Annotated in this window: 15 protein-coding genes and 1 CRISPR repeat array; of the genes, 10 read left to right on the top strand and 5 right to left on the bottom strand. The window is 42.4% G+C overall.

Annotated elements, in window-relative coordinates:
* Window positions 1-64 precede the first annotated feature (64 nt).
* Both LROSL1_RS00640 and LROSL1_RS00645 read right to left on the bottom strand, forming a co-directional pair.
* A complete protein-coding gene (locus LROSL1_RS00640) occupies window positions 65-1060 on the bottom strand; it encodes an agmatine deiminase family protein (protein ID WP_225440540.1) in 996 nt (331 codons plus the stop codon).
* A gap of 121 nt (window positions 1061-1181) precedes the next feature.
* Window positions 1182-1994 carry a MerR family transcriptional regulator gene (locus tag LROSL1_RS00645; protein WP_178913362.1) on the bottom strand — a complete coding sequence of 271 codons (813 nt, stop codon included), beginning with the start codon at window positions 1992-1994 and terminating at the stop codon, window positions 1182-1184.
* A gap of 93 nt (window positions 1995-2087) precedes the next feature.
* Between LROSL1_RS00645 and LROSL1_RS00650 the strand changes: the two genes are divergently transcribed.
* The 9 genes from LROSL1_RS00650 to csn2 all read left to right on the top strand — a co-directional run bounded on the left by LROSL1_RS00650 (window position 2088) and on the right by csn2 (window position 15874).
* On the top strand, window positions 2088-2696 hold the full coding sequence (locus LROSL1_RS00650; RefSeq protein WP_178913363.1) for an NAD(P)H-dependent oxidoreductase: 609 nt from the start codon (window positions 2088-2090) through the stop codon (window positions 2694-2696).
* A 341-nt stretch (window positions 2697-3037) separates the two neighbouring features.
* The gene (locus LROSL1_RS00655; RefSeq protein ID WP_178913364.1) at window positions 3038-3955 is read left to right on the top strand and encodes an aspartate carbamoyltransferase catalytic subunit; all 918 of its coding nucleotides are present in this window, start codon (window positions 3038-3040) and stop codon (window positions 3953-3955) included.
* The gene (locus tag LROSL1_RS00660) at window positions 3939-5258 is read left to right on the top strand and encodes a dihydroorotase (protein WP_178913365.1); all 1320 of its coding nucleotides are present in this window, start codon (window positions 3939-3941) and stop codon (window positions 5256-5258) included. Before LROSL1_RS00655 ends, LROSL1_RS00660 begins: the two co-directional genes overlap by 17 nt.
* Window positions 5245-6330 carry a carbamoyl phosphate synthase small subunit gene (locus LROSL1_RS00665; RefSeq protein ID WP_178913366.1) on the top strand — a complete coding sequence of 362 codons (1086 nt, stop codon included), beginning with the start codon at window positions 5245-5247 and terminating at the stop codon, window positions 6328-6330. The genes LROSL1_RS00660 and LROSL1_RS00665 overlap by 14 nt, the downstream gene beginning before the upstream one ends.
* The gene (gene carB / locus LROSL1_RS00670) at window positions 6323-9499 is read left to right on the top strand and encodes a carbamoyl-phosphate synthase large subunit (RefSeq protein ID WP_178913367.1); all 3177 of its coding nucleotides are present in this window, start codon (window positions 6323-6325) and stop codon (window positions 9497-9499) included. Before LROSL1_RS00665 ends, carB begins: the two co-directional genes overlap by 8 nt.
* A 191-nt stretch (window positions 9500-9690) precedes the next feature.
* A complete protein-coding gene (gene cas9, locus LROSL1_RS00675) occupies window positions 9691-13812 on the top strand; it encodes a type II CRISPR RNA-guided endonuclease Cas9 (protein WP_178913368.1) in 4122 nt (1373 codons plus the stop codon).
* 208 nt (window positions 13813-14020) lie between these two features.
* Window positions 14021-14926, top strand: a complete 906-nt coding sequence (cas1, locus tag LROSL1_RS00680) for a type II CRISPR-associated endonuclease Cas1 (protein WP_178913369.1) — start codon at window positions 14021-14023, stop codon at window positions 14924-14926.
* Window positions 14904-15209, top strand: coding sequence for a CRISPR-associated endonuclease Cas2 (gene cas2 / locus LROSL1_RS00685; RefSeq protein ID WP_017261329.1), 306 nt, complete (start codon window positions 14904-14906; stop codon window positions 15207-15209). Before cas1 ends, cas2 begins: the two co-directional genes overlap by 23 nt.
* Window positions 15206-15874, top strand: coding sequence for a type II-A CRISPR-associated protein Csn2 (csn2, locus tag LROSL1_RS00690; protein ID WP_178913370.1), 669 nt, complete (start codon window positions 15206-15208; stop codon window positions 15872-15874). Before cas2 ends, csn2 begins: the two co-directional genes overlap by 4 nt.
* Window positions 15875-15903: 29 nt before the next feature.
* Window positions 15904-17722: a CRISPR direct-repeat array (repeat unit 36 nt; unit sequence GTTTTAGATGTATGTCAGATCAATAGGGTTAAGAAC).
* 114 nt (window positions 17723-17836) lie between these two features.
* Here csn2 and LROSL1_RS00695 read toward each other — a convergent pair.
* Entirely contained in the window at window positions 17837-18715 is an 879-nt protein-coding gene (locus LROSL1_RS00695) for a DMT family transporter (RefSeq protein ID WP_178913371.1), read from the bottom strand.
* Between the two features lie 171 nt (window positions 18716-18886).
* Here LROSL1_RS00695 and LROSL1_RS00700 point away from each other — a divergent pair, with 171 nt between their 5' ends.
* Window positions 18887-19249: a bacteriocin immunity protein gene (locus LROSL1_RS00700; protein ID WP_178913372.1), complete on the top strand. Its 363-nt coding sequence runs from the start codon at window positions 18887-18889 to the stop codon at window positions 19247-19249.
* Between the two features lie 95 nt (window positions 19250-19344).
* Here LROSL1_RS00700 and LROSL1_RS00705 read toward each other — a convergent pair whose 3' ends face one another.
* Together LROSL1_RS00705 and LROSL1_RS00710 are read right to left on the bottom strand one after the other, a co-directional pair.
* Entirely contained in the window at window positions 19345-20517 is a 1173-nt protein-coding gene (locus LROSL1_RS00705) for an iron-containing alcohol dehydrogenase (protein WP_017261324.1), read from the bottom strand.
* A gap of 266 nt (window positions 20518-20783) precedes the next feature.
* Window positions 20784-22028 (bottom strand): peptidoglycan bridge formation glycyltransferase FemA/FemB family protein, encoded by a 1245-nt coding sequence (locus LROSL1_RS00710; protein ID WP_178913373.1) that lies wholly within the window; start codon window positions 22026-22028, stop codon window positions 20784-20786.

The following is a 22028-nucleotide window of genomic DNA, read 5'->3' on the forward strand; positions in this document are numbered from 1 at the left end:
AATGCTTTTGGCTTTTTTATGTCGTCATGATTTTACTACCTGAATTGTTACACGTGAAACGCGGTTACGGTTTTGGTGCAAACTTCGCTGGCACATCCCAGGTAGTGCAATGAACCGCGCCACCAAGTGTAGAAACCTTGGTGATGGGGATGCCGACGACGCGTTTAGACGTGTGTGCTTGAATGGCATGGAGTGCTTCTTTATCTCTGGCCAAATTGAACTGTGGCACATAAATCGTGTGTGCCGTTTCCAGCATGTTGATATACAAACCGCGGGCAGACGCAATTTTTTTGTCATATTGTCCGGCATCAGTATAGGCCGATTTGAGCGTAATCAAACGGACGTGAGGGAGTGACTTTTTAACAATCTGTTTGAATTTGTTTTGGAAAGCTCGATCTCCTTCAAAATCACTTATAAACGCGGTGTTTGGTGTCAGAAACTTGATCATGCCATCGGTGTGGGCGAGCGTATCGCCCGGCTCCGCAGGTACAATGACAACTTTGCTGACATTAAGCTTGTGTTTAAGCTCGTTGATGATGTCATGATGTGACCAGTGTGGATTATCTTTAAACACCCGATTGGTAATTACTACTGCGTTATCTTTGTCCCACTGAACGTTGCCACCGTCTAAGACCAACTTAGATGAGTGATAGTCGAAATGTGATTGATTCAGCCAATTGGTGAAGTTCGTATTCAAGTAACTACTGTCGGCTTTGGGCAAATAGGCAGGTGAGTATCGGAACTTCACCATTGTTGTCGTGATAATCGGTGCCACATCACGGACCCATATATCGTCATATGTGTAAGGAGTGGTTGCAAACTTACCACGCTGATTAGTTTTGGTGAGGCTGGTTAGTTGGTCGGCGTTAGCCAATCGCTCAGAAAATGTTTGATTATATTGAATTAAATCTGGATAAATACGGTGGTAATAGTGATCCGATTGTTTGGGCAGTGCCGTATAAATTATGGTTGAATCTCCTCGTGCGGACATTGGCAGGAACAACAATAGACTTGCCAGTAGAATACTGAACATGAATATCGATAACCGTTGATACTTCATATGTCTGACCACCTTTCAAGATGGCCTAAGTCTAACATGAGGTTTGGCTTATATATTTATATAAAAATATAACCCCGACAGGAGTGGAAAAGGTCGGGGTTGACAGGTTTGGTTTATATTTTTAATTAGCAATTAAACATTCCAGTCGTAGCACCGCAGTGGTGGCTTCTGGTAAACGGATATCTTCATCCATGTTGATTTGCCACAGTGGGCCACGGAGCGTGAGTTTATGTGCGACAGCGTATTGATGAATCAAATCGATTCCGTTACAAATAGCGGTATCGTCATTGTCGATATCGATTGCCAGATAATCGCCAGCTGGTCGATTGACCGTAGTAATGAACGCGTTATTAATATCCGTAGTCGCTTCTTTAATTAAACGGAAGGGCGCATTGATGAATTGAGCTGCATTTGCATTTGGCAGATCGAGGACAAAACCCGAACATTTACCATTAATACTAACGAGTGGATCCAGCCGTTTGTAAAACTCTGCAAAGGCCTCGGCAATTTGTTGGCGGGAACAGTCGTGTAACGTCGTCGATTGCCAAAAAGATTGCGTTTTATGTTCATGAATATAGGGCGCGTCACAGTGAATCGGTGTCTCTGAATTAATAGCCGTCATTCTGCTGCCTAACGACTGTTTGACCGCTAATAAATCGTGAATTTGTTCATCAACGCGAGACTGCAGGTTTGTCAGTAGAACGTTTGGTGATTTCTTACTCTCGGTCGAACTAATTTGCTTGATCTCATCGAGTGAGAGACCGAGTTTGCGTAGCGTCAGAATGAAGGATAACTCATACAGCTGATCATAATTGTAGAATCGGTAGCCTTCATCGCTAACCTCAGCTGGTTTAAAGACGTTTTGTTCATCGTATAGAATCAATGTTCGCCGTGTCGTTTGGGCAAGCTTAGCAAACGCACTAATCTTCAACATAAAATTTCTCCAAATAATTTGCACTTTCGAATTGACTGTAACGTAGCGTGACAGTTTAGTGTAGGTTACATCAGTTAGAGGAGGAATTCAATTATGAGTGATAAGGCACAAGTGACGATTATTTACGTGCATCCGTGGGGTGGTAGCTTTTCGCATGCTGAACTAGAACAAGTTACGCAAACGTTGGCTGCACGCCAACAGGATTACAAGCTTATTGATCTGTACGCGGATGGGTTTGATCCCGTTATGCGTGCCACCGACCTTTCCGTTTATGGCAAAGGTGACTTTAAGGATCCGATGGTGGCTAAATATATCGACATCATTCAGAAGACCAATAAGGTCATCGTGATGTTCCCAATCTGGTGGTTGAGTATGCCTGCCATGTTGAAAGGTTTCTTTGATAAGGTCTTTCTGGCCAACCATATTATTAATTTTGTTGGCAAAAAGGCTGTGCCACATACTGCAGTTAATAGTGCTATGGTATTATCCACTTCGGAATTAACCAACGATGAATTATTCAAGGGTTATGAAGGTTCTGTTGAAAGAATTGTGAACTTCCCGTTGGAATCGATTGGTGCAAAACAAGTGACGTGGCATAACATGGGTGATATTATTGTTGCCAAGCGTCCAGCATTAACGGATTATCTCAAACAGATTCCAGGTTTTGTGAACGCATTTTTGGACGAAGACGACACTAAGTAGTGATTGTTAGTTTCAAATTAAGCACTTCAAATTCACGATGATGTGACCAAGTTGGCTCATCATCTTTTTTATAATCGCGTATGTTAATTCCAATAACGACCGGATTTGTTCGTAAAAGTCACAATTTCCTCTTTGCAAACGAAAAGGACAGTGCTACACTAAACCAAATTAAATAACCTTTAATTAAGTCCGAGAGGCTTAAAAGGAATTCGGTTTGGTTGCAGTACTGCATGACAATACTCGCAGACCATTTATAAGCAAACACAGCGAAGCCCCTGAAAGATTCTCGGAATTTTTCAGGGGCTATTTGTTTGCCAAAAAACAAATGAAGGAGCTGCAACATGAATCAATTTACGAATTTGAACACGTTGACGAACGAAGAGGTTATGCAGTTAATCGAGCAAGCGATAGCGTTTAAACAAGGTATCGCAGAGATTCCAGAACAAAAAAGAACCGTTGCTAATTTGTTTTTTGAAAACTCGACGCGCACCAAAAGTAGTTTTCAAATGGCAGAGCTTAAACTTGGCTGGTCGCAGATTGTGGTTGATCCAAGTAGCAGCTCAACGGCGAAAGGTGAAAGCCTGTCGGACACCCTTAAAACCCTAGGTGCTATTGGTGTCGATGCCGTCGTGGTTCGCCATCGACAAACAAACTGGTATGAACCCTTGCTACATGATGAATCCGGGCTAATGCCGATTTTAATCAACGCCGGTGATGGTTCTGGACAACATCCTTCACAAAGTTTGCTTGACCTCATGACGATCTACGAAGAGTTTGGTCATTTCGAAGGGTTACATATTCGTATTGTTGGCGATTTGAGTCACTCACGAGTTGCACGTTCAAATGCAGAAATCTTGCAACGGTTGGGCGTTAGCGTCAGCTTTGCCGGTCCAGCCAGTTGGTATCCGGAGGATTTCAATCAGTTTGGCCAGCGTGTTGAGCTTGATGATGATTTGTCAGCAATCGACGTGATGATGATGCTCAGAGTTCAACACGAACGGTTGTCAGAAGCAGCCGATGAGCAGTTTGACGCGGCATCTTATCATGAAGCCTACGGTCTTACGGTAGCTCGGTATGAACGTCTGGCACCACAAGCGATTATTATGCATCCCGCACCTGTGAACCGCGGTGTTGAAATTGCGGATAGTCTAGTTGAATCACCAAAGTCACGGATTTTTAAGCAAATGGCAAACGGTGTCTTTGCACGGATGGCTATTTTGACAAGTGTTACGGAGGCGAAACATGCGGTTAATAATTAAAGGTGCCACGATTGTTGACGAAACAGGTGCGGTGGCCCGTCGAAATGTTCTGATTCAAGGTGACAAGGTAATGGCAATTGTGGACCATGATCTTGAACCAAACGATGACGATCATGTTATTGAGGCACAAGGAACAGTACTAATGCCCGGCTTAATTGATGTTCATGTTCATTTCCGTGAACCAGGTTTTGAGGATAAAGAAACGATTGCTACAGGGAGTCGAGCCGCTGCACGAGGTGGTTTCACAACTGTGCTGGCGATGCCGAACTTAAATCCGGTACCAGTAACGGCCACACTATTGCGGCAACAACTGCGTCGTAATGAAGAATCGGGATTGATTCACGTGAAACAATACGGTGCTATTTCCGCCAATCTGACGGCTGAGACGGTGAGTCCTATCGAAGAGCTGGCAGCGGCTGGGGCCATTGGCTTTACGAATGATGGCAAGGGGGTCCAAAGTGCCGCTACAATGTTGGCTGCGATGAAAGCTGCTAAGGCTGTTAACCGGCCACTCGTTGCCCACCTTGAAGATCAATCGTTGATGAATGGTAGTGTGATGAATATGGGCGAACGGGCAGACCAGTTGGGATTGCCAGGTGCAGATCCACTGGCGGAGACATCTCAATTGGCGCGTGATCTGGTGCTAGCGCAAGCAACGGGCGTTCATTATCATGTTGCTCACCTTTCAACGAAGGTTGGTGTGGAACTCGTCCGGGTTGCCAAGACGATGGGAGTGCATGTGACTGCTGAAGTTTCACCACATCATCTATTGCTGGATGAGACGGACATTCAATCTGCTACGCAAACAAACTTAAAGATGAATCCGCCATTACGTACACCGGCTGACCGTGAGGCGGTTATTGCTGGCTTGTTGGATGGCACGATCGATATGGTGGCGACTGATCATGCACCACATAGTGTGGCGGACAAACGTGGCGATTTTCGCACTGCAGCATTTGGTATCACAGGATTGGAAACGTGTTTCCCACTGCTCTACACCCACTTCATTGAGAGTGGCTTGGCTACCTTGGCGCAGTTACAACAATGGTTAGTAAAGGCACCTGCATCGGCATTTGATTTAGATGCGCCAACTGTCCTGAAAGTTGGGATGAAAGCTGATTTAGCGATGTTTGATATTTCGCATCGACATACAATCAACGCAAATGAGTTTGCGTCTAAAGCGGTTAACAGTCCGTTTGTCGGCCAGACAGTGACGGGGATGACGTTATTAACGATGGTCGATGGTGAAATTGTGTATGACGCAACAACTGATAACACAGGAGGTCATGATGACAACGAATAAACGGGCACTGGTGTTAGAAAATGGATCAGTTTATTGGGGAGAAGGCTTCGGTGCCGACTGTGATGCGATGGGTGAGTTAGTGTTCAATACGGGCATGACCGGTTATCAGGAATCTCTTACAGATTTGTCCTACCGCGGTCAATTACTGACGTTTACGTATCCGCTAATTGGTAATTATGGCATTAACGCAGTCGATTTTGAATCACTAAAACCAGCTGCCAGTGCGGTGATTGTTCACGAAGTCGCTACTCAGCCATCCAATTGGCGTGCTACGCAGTCGTTACCAGAATGGGCTAAAGCGATGGGGTTACCAGGGCTAACCGGCGTTGATACACGGACGCTGACGAAAGAAATTCGCTCACTCGGAACAGTTAGGGCAGCACTGGTTGATGCACCATCAGATGACATTTTTGAACAGTTGAAGTCGTTTGAACAACCGGACTTAGTCGAACAAGCCACCACAAAATCGGTTTACGTCGCGCCGAATACAGGCTTGAACGTTGCCTTAATTGATTTCGGGATGAAAAATTCAATTCTTCGTGCATTAGCCAAACGGCAAATAAATGTCACTGTGTTCCCGGCAGATACAGATGCTGAAACGATTTTGAACACGCATCCTGATGGCGTTTTGCTCTCAAACGGACCTGGCGATCCACGGACAATGACGTCTTGTCTGACGCAAATTAGAACGCTCGAAACACGCGTTCCATTGATGGGTATTTGCCTAGGCCATCAATTATTCGCACTAGCCAATGGTGCCGAAACATTCAAAATGCACGAAGGTCATCGTGGCTTCAATCATGCAGTGAAAAATTTACAAACAGGCCATCTTGCTTTTACCTCGCAGAATCACGGTTACGCGGTGGATGCTGCATCAGTTGTTGGCACCTCACTGGTGGTTACCCATGAGGAAGTAAATGATCACATCGTTGAAGGATTACGTTTGAAGGACCAGTCAGCATTTTCCGTTCAATTTCATCCAGATGCAGCGCCTGGTCCACACGATGCTGACGACCTGTTTGACCATTTTGTTGACTTAATGACGCAGAAAGGAGCCCCTCAACATGCCTAAACGGACAGATATTCATAAAATTATGGTCATTGGTTCTGGCCCGATCGTGATTGGTCAAGCCGCTGAATTTGATTATTCCGGTACGCAGGCGACGATGGCATTGCGCGAAGAGGGCTATGAAGTCGTACTGGTAAATTCAAATCCGGCGACGATTATGACTGATCCGGAGATTGCCGATAAAGTCTATTTGGAGCCATTGACGTTACCGTTTTTAAAGCAAATAATTCGCCAGGAACGGCCGAAAGCAATTCTGCCAACACTTGGTGGACAAACAGGTCTGAACATGGCCAAAGCGTTGGACGAAGACGGTATTTTGGCCGCATTAAACATCGAATTATTGGGCACTAAGCTCACCGCTATCGAGCAAGCCGAGGATCGTGAGCAGTTTAAAGAACTTATGGCCAAACTGAATGAACCGGTACCTGCTTCGAAAACGGTCACGGAATTAGCGCCGGCATTGGCGTTTGCAAAACAAATTGGTTATCCCGTCATCGTTCGGCCAGCATACACACTTGGTGGCACTGGTGGGGGGATCGCTAATGATGAGGATGAGTTGCGGGCAATCGCTGCAAATGGACTGGAATTATCCCCGGTAACGCAGGTTCTTATTGAACGTTCAATTGCGGGTTACAAGGAGATCGAGTTTGAAGTGATGCGCGACCATGCGGACACAGCACTCATTGTGGCATCTATGGAAAACGTTGATCCTGTGGGTGTTCACACCGGTGATTCGATTGTTGTATCCCCGGTGCAAACATTGTCTGACCGTGATTATCAAATGATGCGTGATTCGGCGCTAAAGATTATTCGCGCTCTTAATATCGAGGGTGGCGTCAATATTCAGATGGCGCTTGATCCAAACAGCGATCATTACGACATTATTGAAGTGAATCCGCGGGTGTCTCGCTCGTCAGCACTAGCTTCCAAGGCCACTGGTTACCCCATTGCAAAAATGGCCGCAAAGATTGCGGTCGGATTGAACTTAGATGAAATCAAAAATCCGGTGACGAACAAAACTGTAGCAGCGTTTGAACCAGCAATGGACTATGTAGTGGTTAAGATTCCGCGCTGGCCGTTTGATAAATTTCCATTAGCTGACCGTCAATTAGGGACTCAAATGAAGGCAACTGGCGAAGTGATGGCGATTGGTCGCAACTTCGAGGAAGCACTCAACAAGGCGGTACGATCGCTAGAAATTGGTGTTACAGACCTAAGAGAGTTACGCTTCGAGCAGGTCACCACGCCACTTTTGTTAGCGAGTTTAATGCCAGCACGCGACGACCGATTGTTCAGGGTCTCAGAATTATTGCGACGAAATGTGTCACGTGAAACAATTCATAACAAAACGAAAATTGACATGCTTTTCTTAAGCAAAATTCAGCATGTCGTGGAACTTGAACAGTTGCTAGTTGACCATATTGGCGATGAAACCACGCTACGTCTCGCCAAACAAAACGGAATTAGTGATGCACTGATTGCGTCACTATGGCACTGGTCGTTTGACCAAGTTCGCAGTTGGCGAGAAGAACAAAAAGTTACCGTCAGCTACAACATGGTTGACACTGTCGCAGCGGAGTTTGATTCGCAAACACCTTATTATTACGCAACGTATGATGGTGCCAATGAAGCCGTGAAGAGTGGCCGGACGTCCGTTCTGGTGCTGGGTTCCGGCCCCATTCGAATTGGGCAAGGAGTTGAATTTGATTACGCCACTGTCCATGCGGTTAAGGCAATTCAGCGTGCCGGCTACGAAGCGATTATCATGAACTCTAATCCAGAAACGGTTTCGACGGACTTCTCAATTTCGGACAAACTGTACTTTGAACCCTTAACGCTGGAAGACGTCTTGAACGTGGTGGCACAAGAACAACCGCTGGGTGTCATGGTTCAGTTTGGCGGGCAAACGGCAATCAATTTAACTCAAGGATTGGCCGACCATGGCATCAAAGTTTTAGGTACCAGCGTGACTGACATGAACCGGGCGGAGGATAGACAGGCGTTTGACGACGTGATCAAGCAACTGCAATTGCCGCAACCGGTGGGGATGACGGCGACAACGGTGAATGGTGCGGTTAGTGCAGCCAGCGAGATCGGTTACCCCGTGTTGATTCGGCCGTCGTATGTCTTAGGTGGCCGAGCGATGGAGATTGTCGCCGATGAATCAGAATTGCGTGACTACATGGTTCGAGCGGTGCAGGTTTCAAACGACCACCCGGTACTGATTGATTCGTACTTAGAGGGCACTGAAGCAGAATTGGATGTCATTTCAGATGGTGACACCGTTGTTATTCCGGGATTAATGGAACATATTGAGCGGGCTGGCGTGCATTCCGGCGATTCAATGGCCGTTTATCCGCCACAGCATTTGAGTGAGCACGTGAAACAATCGATGGTGAAAGCCGCCATTGATCTGACTAAATCCTTAAATGTGTGCGGCATGATGAACGTGCAGTTTGTAATTCACGACAATAAAGCATATGTGATCGAGGTCAATCCACGTGCGTCACGGACGGTGCCATTCATTGCCAAAGTGACGCATACGCCAATTGCACAGCTAGCGGCACGCGTAATGCTGGGCGATAAGTTGGCCGACCTCGGCTTTGAAACGGGATTGTTGCCTAACAGTAGCCAAGTTGCGGTAAAAGCACCAATCTTCTCCTTTACCAAACTGCCAGATGTTGATGCACTGCTGGGACCAGAAATGAAGTCAACGGGCGAAGTTATGGGGATGGCACCAACGTTTGAAAAAGCGCTATACAAAGCTTTCGTTGCGGCTGGGATTCAGGTGCCAACGTTCGGTCGGGTGCTGATTACTGTTGCCGATCGTGATAAACAGGAAGCATTGGCACTTGCCCGTCGTTTGACAGACCTCGGCTATGATCTGGTTGCCACAAGTGGAACCGGAGCAATGCTTGAACAAGCAGGTATCAAAACTGATGTGCTCGGTAAGGTATCCGAGTCTGACGATAATGCTGTAACCGCCATCCACGCGGGGAAACTGCAGATGGTGATCAATACTTCGAGATTAGATGAGTCTGCTAAAAGCGACAGTCTCCAGATTCGTGAAGCTGCAATCGCAAATGATGTACCGTTGTTTACGGTGCTGGATACGGTGGCAGCATTGCTGACGGTGCTGGAGTCGCGGAGTTTGGGTGTAGCGGCGATGTAAAAACAACAAAATTTGGCATCATTGATTTGTGTTTTACAATCAATGATGCTTTTTATTCAGTTATACACAGATAAAAATATTAATAGATCGTAAATGCATTGGTTCTGGGCGAAAAGTTCTTATTGTAAGGTTCAGTGAATGTAATAAAATGTAATTGTACAGCGATGAAAACGTTTGCGGAGGAATACGTGATGGATAAATCAAAACCATATGGAATTGGCCTAGATATTGGTACAAATTCTGTCGGGTTCGTGGCGACTGATGCTGAGGGGCACCTTATCCGATTGAAAGGAAAGACGGTTATTGGAGCGTACCTGTTTAATGCTGGAATATCGGCAGCGGAAAGACGGGGGTTTCGGACGACAAGACGTCGATTATCGCGGGTTAAATGGCGCCTAGGACTTCTTAGAGAAATATTTGAGACTCATTTTCAGGAAAGTATGGGAGAAAATGAGGATAATGATTTCTTTTTACGTTTCAAATACTCGAATATTTCACCTAAAGACCCACAATTTTCGACGGCTAAGGGTTTATTTAATGATCGAACGGATAAGGAATTTTATGATCAGTATCCGACTATTTATCATTTGCGTCGGGCTTTGATGACTGAAGACCATCAGTTTGATATTCGGGAAATATACATCGCAATGCATCACATTGTTAAGTATCGTGGTCATTTTTTGAAAGAAGGACGTGCCAAAGATTTTAAGGTTGGAGATTTAAGACTGCTAGATAATTTCAAAATGATGAATGAGCAAATTGACGAAATTAATCCTTTGTGGCAGTTAAAATTACCAACTGATGATGCATCTATTGAGTCGATAACCGCTACTTTACTAGACAATACTCAGAGCCAAAATGATCGTCAAAAAGCAGTGACGAAAGTAATTCTGGCAACACTTGTTAAGGCGAGTGACAAAGACATTAACGCTGCACGTAAACGGTTTGTTGGCGAATTGAGTAAGGCTATGGTTGGTCTTAAAACAAAACTTTGGGTTCTTGCAGATGTTTCGCAGAATGGTGATTGGGAAATTAAGTATGAAAACTACGCTGACTTTGCGGAGACGATCGGTTCCGGTGAAAATGATACCATTCAAAGTCTTTTTAACGAGATCAATGATCTTTATGGGGTTATTACGTTGGCTGGCATTATTCCCAAAGAAGCTGAGTCATTTTCTGACGGGATGGTTCACAAATATGAACATCATCGCAAAAATCTAGAAGTGTTAAAAGCTTATTGTGCGGAACAATCAGATGGTAAACGGGGACGACAGATTCGTCAGACTTATGATAAGTATATTGACGGGGTAGATAGCAAACAGTTTACGCAGGAAGACTTTTATAAGGCATTAAGCAAGTTCACTGCGGAGGATGAAGCGACTTGTGAAAATGCCAAATTAATTGCTCAGGAAATTGCAGTTGGAACGTTCATGCCTAAGTTGCGAACAAAGGCTAACGGAACCATTCCACATCAATTGCACCAAAAAGAACTAGATGCAATTATTGAAAATCAAAAAAAGTATTACCCATGGCTTGGTGAAGTCAATCCCGTTGAAGGTCATCGTCGCGCATTGCCATACAAATTGGATGAATTAGTCAGTTTTAGGATTCCATATTATGTTGGACCAATGGTCACACCAACAAAGGGAGATCCAGAAAAAAGTAAATTTGCATGGATGGTTCGAAAAGAACCGGGTACCATTACACCATGGAATTTTGATCAAAAAGTAGATCGATCCGCGTCTGGTGAAGCGTTTATTCAACGAATGAAAACGACTGATACATTTTTAATTGGCGAAGATGTATTGCCACAACAAAGTCTGTTGTATCAAAAATTTGAAGTACTAAATGAATTAAACAAAATTATGATAAACGGCAAGCCAATTTGCAGAGAACAGAAACAACGGCTTTTCAAACAACTGTTTATGCAATATAAGACTGTGACAGTGAAGAAAGTTCAACAAAATTTAATAGCGAATGGTGAAGAGTCTGAAAATGCACCAATTACTGGCTTGTCAGATCCTTTATGGTTTAATAGTTCATTCAGCACTTATATCGATTACAAAGATATTTTGGGTACAGCTGCTGTTAACGATAATGCAAAGCAAAGCGATATTGAGCAGATAATTGCATGGTCCACAATTTTTGAAGATGCAGCCATTTTCCGAGAGAAGTTAAATGATATTAGTTGGCTTAATGACAATCAACGCAATAAGCTCAGTCATAAACGTTATCGCGGCTGGGGTCGTCATTCTCGCAAATTGTTAGCTGGTCTTCGTGACGGAGAAGGCCAGACTATCATCGAACGGCTATGGAACACAAATGACAACTTCATGCAGATTCAAAACGATAGTGAAATAGCGCGTCAAATTACCGAAGCAAACTCAAGCAAGATGGCAACCGCTGAGGGAACAGATGAAATTATCGATGGTTTCTACACTTCACCCGAAAACAAAAAGGCCCTGCGTGAAGTAATGAAAGTTGTGAAGGATATTCAACGTGCGCATCATGGTCAGGCACCTGCTTGGGTCTATATTGAAAGTCCCCGAGAGGCGCCAAGACCCGGTCAGCGGACAGTTAGTCGAGAACAACAGTTAACAGATTTGTATGAGGGTGCAGCAAAAGAAATCGTTGATGATGCTATATCAAGTGAGCTGAAAGACAAGATTAAGTCCAAGGCTAAGTTTAGTGATCGGTTAGTGCTTTACTTTTTGCAAAATGGGCGCGATTTATACACTGGCGAACCATTGTCAATCGATAATTTATCTTCCTACGATATTGATCATATCTTGCCACAGAGCTTAATTAAGGATGACTCTATTGATAATAGAGTGCTAGTTCACTCTGCCGTGAACAGAGATAAAAATGCTTTATTTGCCTCTGAATTGTTTATGAACAAAATGGGAAAACTTTGGAATCAATGGCATCGACAAGGTCTGATTTCGAGTAGAAAGTTACAACATTTGATGATGCGGCCAGATCAGATTGACAAATTTGCAACGGGATTTGTGGCACGACAGTTGACGGAGACCCGGCAAGTGATTCGTTTAACGGCGAACGTACTATCGAATTTGTATCAAAAAGATGATACTAAGATTGTTATGATTAAAGCCGGGTTAAATTCCGAATTCAGAAAAATATTTGATTTCCCGAAGAACAGAAACGTAAATGATTACCATCACGCATTTGACGCGCTATTAACTGCAAAAATAGGGCGCTATTTGCTGAAACGTTATCCACGTTTGGAACCATTCTTTGTTTATGGAGACTTCGTTAAGAATTCGGATGCGATGAAACGATTGCGCAGCTTTGATTTTGTTGGCCAGTTGGCGACAAAACAGACAAATGGTCAAAAGCAGCTTGTAGATCAGCGAAATTTAGAAAATGTTAAATTAGCGAATAAAGATACTGGTGAAATTGTTTGGGATAAAGCTGCCGAATTGAAAGAATTAGATCATGTTTATAATTTTAAAACGATGCTGATTCAGCATGCAATGGAGCAACAGCATGGGGCAATGTTTCAACAAACCGTTTATAAGGCCAGTGAAAATAAACATAAGAAGCTTATTCCAATAAAGGAAAATAAATCGACTGCTATTTATGGTGGTTACAGCAAGGGAGCAACAGCTTATTTAGCTATTGTATGGATTGAAAGTTTAAATAAATATCGAGTATTGAGTGTTGACGCTAATAATGCTGACATGGTTGAAAAAATCAGAAAAGAGTCGATTGAGGAAGCAAATGCATATTTGCTACAGTCTTTTATTAGCTATTTAAATAATGAATCTAAAAAGCAGTTCGATTCTAAGGATGTTAAGTTGGTAGTCCCCAAAATGTTAATGGATCAGGTCGTACAGGATGAGGGAATGCTGTTTGCAATTGGAACCACTATTTATTATCACAATTTACAACAGTTGTACTTGTCTAGAAAAGATCAATTGATACTGAAATCGAAAGAGTCAACTAGTGAGCAAGTTAATGAAGTGATTGAAGACACTTTTAAACAAATGAATCGGTACTTTAAACGCTATGATGTGAATAATTTTAGAAAAAAACTGACCGAAAAGAAACAATTTATTGAAGATTTGCCGTTACAGGATACAGATAAAACTATTGGTAAAAGGTCAGTAGTTGACAGGATATTTGTAGGTCTTCATGCTAATAAATCTTTTGGAGATTTAAAAACTGTCGGAATCGGAACACCCTTTGGTCAGTTGAATAAAAGAAAAATGGTATTAACTCGCAATGCAAAGCTTATTTACACTTCACCATCAGGTCTTTTCACTCGCACTGTTCCACTGAGTTCTTTGTAAAACTAAAGGGCGCCATCGAATGTGAACTCGATGCCGCCCTTTTACTATGTACGGTCCGAATAGCGGACCCAAAGATTTAAACTTGGCTCGAAAGCCTTGCTTGATTTTAACGCTGTATGTCAGATCAATAGGGTCAAAAGTTGAGGTATGTCGGTCTCAACAACAAAAATATAGCACATAATTTTTCGAACTACAAGGAGGAACATATATGGGGTGGCGTAACGTGGTTATCACACAACATTCAAAGTTATCTTTATCAGCTAACAATCTTGTTGTGCAGACGAATCAGAATGTTTATCGAATACCAATTGATGACATTGACGTGTTACTAATTGGCACTACTCAAGCGGTCATTACAACTGCAGTGATTGCTGCACTGGCGAGTACACACGCTAAAATAATTTTTTCTGGAAAAGATGGCCAGCCGGTTGGCGAATTTTGGGGAACTCAAGCACGTAAACGAACAGCTGACTCAATTACAAATCAAGTGAACTGGGAGACGGATAGATGTCAGCGACTTTGGACAAATGTCGTACAGGCCAAGATAACAAGTCAAATGCAGGCGTTAGATAATACGGGAATAGATACAACGCCTTTGGTAGATGAACTAGATCAGCTGGAAGTAGGAGACATCACTAATCGTGAAGCAGTGGCAGCACACAAGTATTTTCCACTACTATTTGGCAACAAATTTTCTCGTCGCCAGTTGGATTCTACAAATGCAGCATTAAACTATGGCTATGCAATTCTATTGTCATTAGTAGACCGTGAAATTGTTAGCAACGGGTACTTAACTTGTATTGGTATGCATCATCGGAGTGATGAGAATCCGTATAACCTGGGATCAGACTTGATGGAACCTTTTCGTCCAATCGTTGATTACTGGTTGAGTCAGCAGAAATTTAATGAGTTAACACCAGATGTGAAGTTCGGTTTGGTCCAGCTTCTGGATTTAGAAATTCATTTTAATGGCAAAACGATGCTGGTACGAAATGCTTTAAGCGAACACGTTCGTAACTGTGTGAATTACCTAACTGGCGATGTGGAAAAAGTTGAAATCGATGTGGAGGTTCCAAATGAGGTATCGAGTCATGCGATTAATGGTCATGTTTGATTTGCCAATGGATACAACTGAAGATCGCCGAAATTATCGGCACTTTCGAAAGGCGCTGATTAACGAAGGATTTTTGATGATTCAATATTCAATATATGTGCGTGTTTGTGTTACACGGCAGTCGGCCGAATTGATGGAAAAAAGAATTGCAATGGTGACACCATTACAAGGAATCGTTCAGACTTTAATGGTCACCGAAAAACAATATCAAGCGATGAACTTTCTCGTGGGTTCTCCAAAAGAAGATTTGCGAAATTCAGCTGAAAGGACGTTGATTATATGAACTTGGCTTTTGCATCTTTTAAACCCTTTACTTTGAAGGACAGTACTATTTCAGTAATTGATGTTGCCAGTTCAAACTTATACTTAAAACTGATTCAAAGTTTTAGAGATGAAATCGATTTTGTCCATGTTAGTGATAAGGAATGGAAATTGCTACCAGTGACAAAGCTTTGTGAGTGGACAGGCGATTTAATGCTAGATGTGGAGCTCGATAAACTATTATTACGAAAGGTACTACTGCATTTTGGAACAGTTATTGGGGATGAGTGGTCAAGCATGGCCGATGAAGCTAGGCAACTGAATGCGCATGTGCTTGAAGCCAGTTATTTAATGGATTTGCCTTTGGAAGTTAAACCGATACTCGATGTCGAAACAGTGTTGAAGAATACAGGATTGTCGTTTTCCGATGACGTGTCTAAGGATCCATATGCTAAAATAGAAGCGTTAATTAAAACTTTTTCGGAAATTAATGAGCGTCGAATTATTGTTCAAACTAATCTGAGCCATTATCTCAATGTCACCCAGTTTTGTCAGCTGGAGGAGTTAGTGGAAACGATTGGTACTCAATTGTTTCTAATAGAATTCTCAGACCGCGACCGTCACGAGTTGTTTAAGAAATGCGATTATACCTTCATTGATGCCGATTTTGTTGATTGGCGTAGTTAACAAGGTTAAAAATGCGTGAAAGAAAAACGGTTTTAGATGTATGTCAGATCAATAGGGTTAAGAACCTAACTTTTGCGGATCATATGCCAACGGTGGTTTTAGATGTATGTCAGATCAATAGGGTTAAGAACTGTGGGCGCGCCTGCTTGTTCTTATCAGTCGTTTTAGATGTATGTCAGATCAATAGGGTTAAGAACGTGTCTCATTATTCAGCATTAGCTTCTGAGGTTTTAGATATATGTCAGATCAATAGGGTTAAGAACTTAACAGAATTCCGAATTCTATCAAAATCAGTTTTAGATGTATGTCAGATCAATAGGGTTAAGAACCACCATCACGCATGCTCACATCCGTTAGTCGTTTTAGATGTATGTCAGATCAATAGGGTTAAGAACCCGTCATTGTCGCTGTAGACGTAGGTGCCAGTTTTAGATGTATGTCAGATCAATAGGGTTAAGAACGGCGAAGAACCCTGAATTAAATGTAGATACGTTTTAGATGTATGTCAGATCAATAGGGTTAAGAACAAATTCGTCAGACAGTAACTATTTCAACATGTTTTAGATGTATGTCAGATCAATAGGGTTAAGAACATCCGTCAATAGCTGGGGATGCAACGGCAGGTTTTAGATGTATGTCAGATCAATAGGGTTAAGAACTCTATGGATGGGTTCTAGACAAAGATGGTAGTTTTAGATGTATGTCAGATCAATAGGGTTAAGAACCCTTGATCAGAAGCGGCTTAATAACTTCAAGTTTTAGATGTATGTCAGATCAATAGGGTTAAGAACTTCGTATTTGTCATTGTCGTTACGTGGCTCGTTTTAGATGTATGTCAGATCAATAGGGTTAAGAACTGAAAGAAATTAATTACAGGCGACAATGTGGTTTTAGATGTATGTCAGATCAATAGGGTTAAGAACTCACAAATTCTCGGATGTGTCCACAAACCCGTTTTAGATGTATGTCAGATCAATAGGGTTAAGAACTCAATCCTATCAGCTTCATTATTTACCGCGGTTTTAGATGTATGTCAGATCAATAGGGTTAAGAACAACGAACAGGCTCGTTCGTCTGAGTTTTTACGTTTTAGATGTATGTCAGATCAATAGGGTTAAGAACGCCGTATATAATTTATAACTATCACGTATCGTTTTAGATGCATGTCAGATCAATAGGGTTAAGAACTGTTGGCGTCATTCTGTGAACCGCCCTTGCGTTTTAGATGTATGTCAGATCAATAGGGTTAAGAACTGCCCGGGTTCGGTTAAAATCTTATTACATGTTTTAGATGTATGTCAGATCAATAGGGTTAAGAACTAACAAGTTCATCATTATTATTTGGCTGAAGTTTTAGATGTATGTCAGATCAATAGGGTTAAGAACTGTAGTTCTTACCTACATTTATATAGTACCGTTTTAGATGTATGTCAGATCAATAGGGTTAAGAACCAATGTAATGATAATAATTATCAAAAGCAGGTTTTAGATGTATGTCAGATCAATAGGGTTAAGAACACAACGTTCCAAGTGACTTTCCCAATATGTGTTTTAGATGTATGTCAGATCAATAGGGTTAAGAACTGACTGGTTTGTCGATCCTTTTGTCACGTTGTTTTAGATGTATGTCAGATCAATAGGGTTAAGAACTATAGCGTCGATATTTTCGACAAAGCCACTGTTTTAGATGTATGTCAGATCAATAGGGTTAAGAACGTGTTATTCTATTTTCATACCAATAGAACGGTTTTAGATGTATGTCAGATCAGTAGGGTTAAGACAGACAGTCACCACGTGTTATCAACGAAACTTGTTTTAGATGTATGCCAGAGCAATAGGCCTGAGAATAAAGTTTAAGAAAACTATGTACAATTTCGTTGGTTTAGGCGCATATTAACAAAACTAAGACACGTCTCAAACTGTAAGGAATAGTTTGGGGCGTGTCTTAATTTTGCTTTTTTGTTAGTTTCTCGCCGATAACACCAACCCGCCAATAGTCAGCACGATTCCGACAATCATCGCCGGTGTAATTGGTTCCTTCAGTATGAGCCACGCGGCGATTACGGTAACGACGGGGACAAGGTACAGGTAGATGCTGGCCTGTACCGGACCGAGTTTTTGCACGACAAAGGTCCATAGCAGAAAACATAGCGCGGAGGCGCCCAACCCTAAGAACAGAATGTTGGCCAGATTTAATGGCTCTGCTAGGGTGGGAAGATTGATGCTGCCATGGGTCAGCCAGAAAATCGGCAGAATGAAAATGATACCGTACATAAATGTGCGTCGCGTCATTTGAAACGAATTGTAGTGAAAAGTATTCATACGTGTCACGATGTATGAATACAACGCCCAAATGACAGCCGCTAACAATGCCAATACATCGCCAACAATGCTGCCATGACCACTGCCGCCGGTTCCGTTGAACGAAATGAGTGCGATACCTGCGATAGCTAATACGAAACCGGCCATGAAGCTACCAGATAACCGTTTGTGATCAAGCACAGCGGACAAGATGGCGATGAAGAGCGGGGAAACCGAGACAATGACCCCAATGTTAGCCGCAAGGGTGTAGGTCAACGCTAGATTTTCGCACAAGTAATAGAGTGAAATTCCTAGTAAACCGGCAAGGGCAAACGTCCCTTCACGTTTCCACGACGTAAACTTAAAAATTTTCGGATAAATGAGGAATAATGCGATTGCGCCAATGATAAAACGAATGAGTAAAATTTCTACCGGCTGAAAACTGCGTAACAGTACTTTTGTTGAAATAAACGTTGTACCCCACAGAAAAATGGTAATGAGTGCCCCGATATGGCCACTTAATGATGATGTCTTTTTCATGATGCCCGCCTTTTACACTGATATTATTCAACGCTATCATGCTGTAGCTACGATTGTAAACACCGTTTGGTAACATTGTGTCTTTCTCTCTTACTAGAAAACGTTTACAATAGGAAAGGTAGAGTTATACAACAATATTTTTTCTGCTAATACCTAAAAAGGAGCGATTATATGAGTACAGACAAGGATTTAACAGTTAGAGCAAACGCAAAGCAATACATAGATGATTTATACAATCAGTTGATTGTTCGAAAAGATCAGTCGTCGGAATTACGTGATATCACAGATGTGTTATTACAATCATACAAGAAAATGGATGACGTCAAGAATCCCGAAGCGCTGGTTAACAGACTCGTTAACTATATTAGAAGTCAGGCGCTGAAGGCCAAGATTCATTTTCCATCCGACCAAGAAAATCTGGTTATTGAACTGGAAACGATTGGTCAAAAGGCAGGGCTAAATGGCGTCTACATGGCAGATTACTCTGACAAATCGCAATTCTACAGTTTGCTAGAAAAGATTCCTAAGCGATAAACAGTAATTTTGAGACATAAAAATAGTGGTCATCCAACATTTTGGATGATCACTATTTTCAGTTACTACTCAAATTTAATGTATCTTGTCAAAGCTTATTTAGCGTCGTAAGCTGCTTGGAAGATCTTGATGATATCTTCTTTAGTACCTTTACGAGGGTTGGAGAAGGCGTTCCCATCCTTCAAGGCATTTTCAGCCATCAATTCAAAGTCTTCAGGCTTTGCACCGATTTCCTTGATGGACTTTGGAATACCGACATCTTGTGACATTTGCTTCATGGCCTTGATGGACAATTCAGCGGCGTCACGAGTTGACAAACCATCAGTGTTTTCGCCCATGATCTTAGCTAATTCAGCAAAGCGTTCTGGGTCAGCAACGATGTTGTATTCTTCAACGTAAGGCAACAGCAATGCACAGCAGACACCATGTGGGGCGTCATATTGACCACCAAGTTGGTGAGCCATGGCGTGAACGTAACCTAAGTTAGCATTGTTGAAGGCCATTCCGGCTAACATTTCAGCCTCAACCATCTTAGTACGAGCTTCTAGGTTATGACCGTTTGCAACGGCTTCGCGTAAGGAAGTTTCGATTAATTTGATTGCTTCAATACACTGTGAGTCAGTGATTGGGTTGTGGTCAACGGAAACGTAAGGTTCGATGGATTGAACGAAGGCGTCCATCCCAGTTGCGGCAGTTAAACCGGCTGGTACGTCCAACATCAAAGTTGGGTCGTTGAAGGAAACCAACGGAATGTTACGCCATGAAACAACAACGAACTTCAAGTGTGTTTCTTCGTTCGTGATAACGGCGTGACGGGTCAATTCTGAACCTGTTCCGGCAGTCGTGTTAACGGCAATCAATGGTGGCAAAGCCTTGTCCAAGGTTTCAATTCCGGCCAATTTAGTAATGTCGTCACCGTTTGTCAGGATGATACCGGCACCTTTACCAGTATCGTGAGCAGAACCACCACCGACAGTGATGATTGAGTCGGCACCAGATTCTTCATATAACTTCTTAACTTCTTTAATATTGCGGATCTTCGGGTTTGGTTCAACATTGTTGTAAACAACGTAATCAACGCCAGCTTTGTCCAATGAAGCCAAAGTTTGTTGAACGGCACCATCTTTCAAACCTTCCAAAAATTTGTCAGTGACGATAACAGGTTTCTTCATGCCTAACATCTTGGCACGGTCACCAATCTTTTCAATGACACCAGGGCCAAAGAAATTAACACTTGGCATTAAGAAATCGTAACTACGTTCAGCCATAACTGAAAAACCTTCTTTCATTATTTGTGAAAACATTTAACAACTCATTCACAAATAAACTATAACTATAAAAGTTACAATTATCAAGACCATTTTTAACGATTCACAAACTCGATTATTGCGCGGATTGTATGCTAGTTATCAGATTGCCGTTTTCACGGAATCGCTTTCATAGATAATAAACAAAATTCACAAGCATGACTATTTATTTGTTGCGTAATTTAACTGTTAACAAACGACACGTATTTGAAATAGTAGGGAAATTTTTAAGAAACGAGCTGTTTGAGACCTTTTAATGTTGAAATAATTTGGTGTTTTGCTGGTCGTAAAATCTTGGTAAATTCACCAATTTCTTCAGCCGGATAACCATTAAATCCCTTTTTGAACTCAAACACGCCATCAGAGCCATCGAACTCACCAGCAATGCCGAGAAAATTGTAGGTTTGGATGTGCTGCCGGAGTGCTTCATGCATCATGGCATCTTGAATGAGAAATGGGCCACGAAACATCTTGAATTCTTCGTTTGTGTAACTGAAAACATAGTCCATTTCTTGTGGTTGGATGATAAACATTGCACCGGCGATATTTAACGTCGTGCCATATTCGTCAGCAAACATTTTAGCTTGAGCGATTTTTCGCGTGTGGTTATTTAATTGACGTTTGAGATCAGCAATCTTGGCTTCGTTGTAACCTTTATGCTTGGCGGTCAGTTCGTTGATTTGTGCATCGTTGTGCGTGATTTTTTTCTGATAAATGGCAATGTAATTGTTCAAATTCAGTTCCGCAACGACAAACTGAACCTGGTTGCCATACGTTTCAAAAGCATCTTGGTAATAAGCGAGCGACTTGTCTTTAAAGTGCAGCCGCTCAGCCGTTTTATTGGTGTTGTATTTAAATTCACTGAGTTCATCAAACGGAATTTCTCGGAGGGTGACGCCAAATTCTTTGGCTTTATTAAGGTTATAGCGTGCTTTAGGACTGTAACTTTTGGTCAAGGTGTCAGTGTTCAAGTGACTTAGATCCTTTTTATAAACATAGTGATTAGCATGCGCAGCGGTCTTATACCCAACGGACTTGAAGTCAGCGTAATGGTAGCCGATTTCAGAGAATGCTTGCGTTAGTGTTTCATTTTGCGAATCAATGATTGTGCCGTCGTTATCCAAAACGTGACAGTCTAGGTTCGGCACGAGTTTCAATTCGAGTCCTTGATGCTGAAAGGCATATTGCTCCAAGTCAGCAAGAAAGACGCGTAGTCGGGCGACGCTGACTTTGTTCGGTGCAATCACTGGTCCACCGTATACTTCGAACCGATAACCGAAATGAATTTTTCGACCAACCAATAGTGCGGCCATAACTAATTCATTGTCCTCATATAGGCCACGAAACGTGGTGAGGTTATGTTCCCGTAATAAGAGTCGTTGTTGCCAGATGGTTTGATAAAAATTCCGGGTGGGGCAATGTTGTTCAAACGACATAAATTCGGTAGGATTGATTTCTTGTACAGTTAACAT

The organism is Furfurilactobacillus rossiae (assembly GCF_013394005.1).
Taxonomy (GTDB): domain Bacteria; phylum Bacillota; class Bacilli; order Lactobacillales; family Lactobacillaceae; genus Furfurilactobacillus; species Furfurilactobacillus rossiae.

Coding starts and splice junctions, on each gene's coding strand:
- LROSL1_RS00665 (WP_178913366.1), top strand. CDS start 5,245: ATGACAACGAATAAACGGGCACTGGTGTTAGAAAATGGATCAGTTTAT.
- LROSL1_RS00660 (WP_178913365.1), top strand. CDS start 3,939: ATGCGGTTAATAATTAAAGGTGCCACGATTGTTGACGAAACAGGTGCG.
- LROSL1_RS00640 (WP_225440540.1), bottom strand. CDS start 1,060: ATGAAGTATCAACGGTTATCGATATTCATGTTCAGTATTCTACTGGCA.
- LROSL1_RS00645 (WP_178913362.1), bottom strand. CDS start 1,994: ATGTTGAAGATTAGTGCGTTTGCTAAGCTTGCCCAAACGACACGGCGA.
- carB (WP_178913367.1), top strand. CDS start 6,323: ATGCCTAAACGGACAGATATTCATAAAATTATGGTCATTGGTTCTGGC.
- LROSL1_RS00705 (WP_017261324.1), bottom strand. CDS start 20,517: ATGGCTGAACGTAGTTACGATTTCTTAATGCCAAGTGTTAATTTCTTT.
- csn2 (WP_178913370.1), top strand. CDS start 15,206: ATGAACTTGGCTTTTGCATCTTTTAAACCCTTTACTTTGAAGGACAGT.
- LROSL1_RS00700 (WP_178913372.1), top strand. CDS start 18,887: ATGAGTACAGACAAGGATTTAACAGTTAGAGCAAACGCAAAGCAATAC.
- cas9 (WP_178913368.1), top strand. CDS start 9,691: ATGGATAAATCAAAACCATATGGAATTGGCCTAGATATTGGTACAAAT.
- LROSL1_RS00655 (WP_178913364.1), top strand. CDS start 3,038: ATGAATCAATTTACGAATTTGAACACGTTGACGAACGAAGAGGTTATG.
- LROSL1_RS00710 (WP_178913373.1), bottom strand. CDS start 22,028: ATGTTAACTGTACAAGAAATCAATCCTACCGAATTTATGTCGTTTGAA.
- LROSL1_RS00695 (WP_178913371.1), bottom strand. CDS start 18,715: ATGAAAAAGACATCATCATTAAGTGGCCATATCGGGGCACTCATTACC.
- LROSL1_RS00650 (WP_178913363.1), top strand. CDS start 2,088: ATGAGTGATAAGGCACAAGTGACGATTATTTACGTGCATCCGTGGGGT.
- cas1 (WP_178913369.1), top strand. CDS start 14,021: ATGGGGTGGCGTAACGTGGTTATCACACAACATTCAAAGTTATCTTTA.
- cas2 (WP_017261329.1), top strand. CDS start 14,904: ATGCGATTAATGGTCATGTTTGATTTGCCAATGGATACAACTGAAGAT.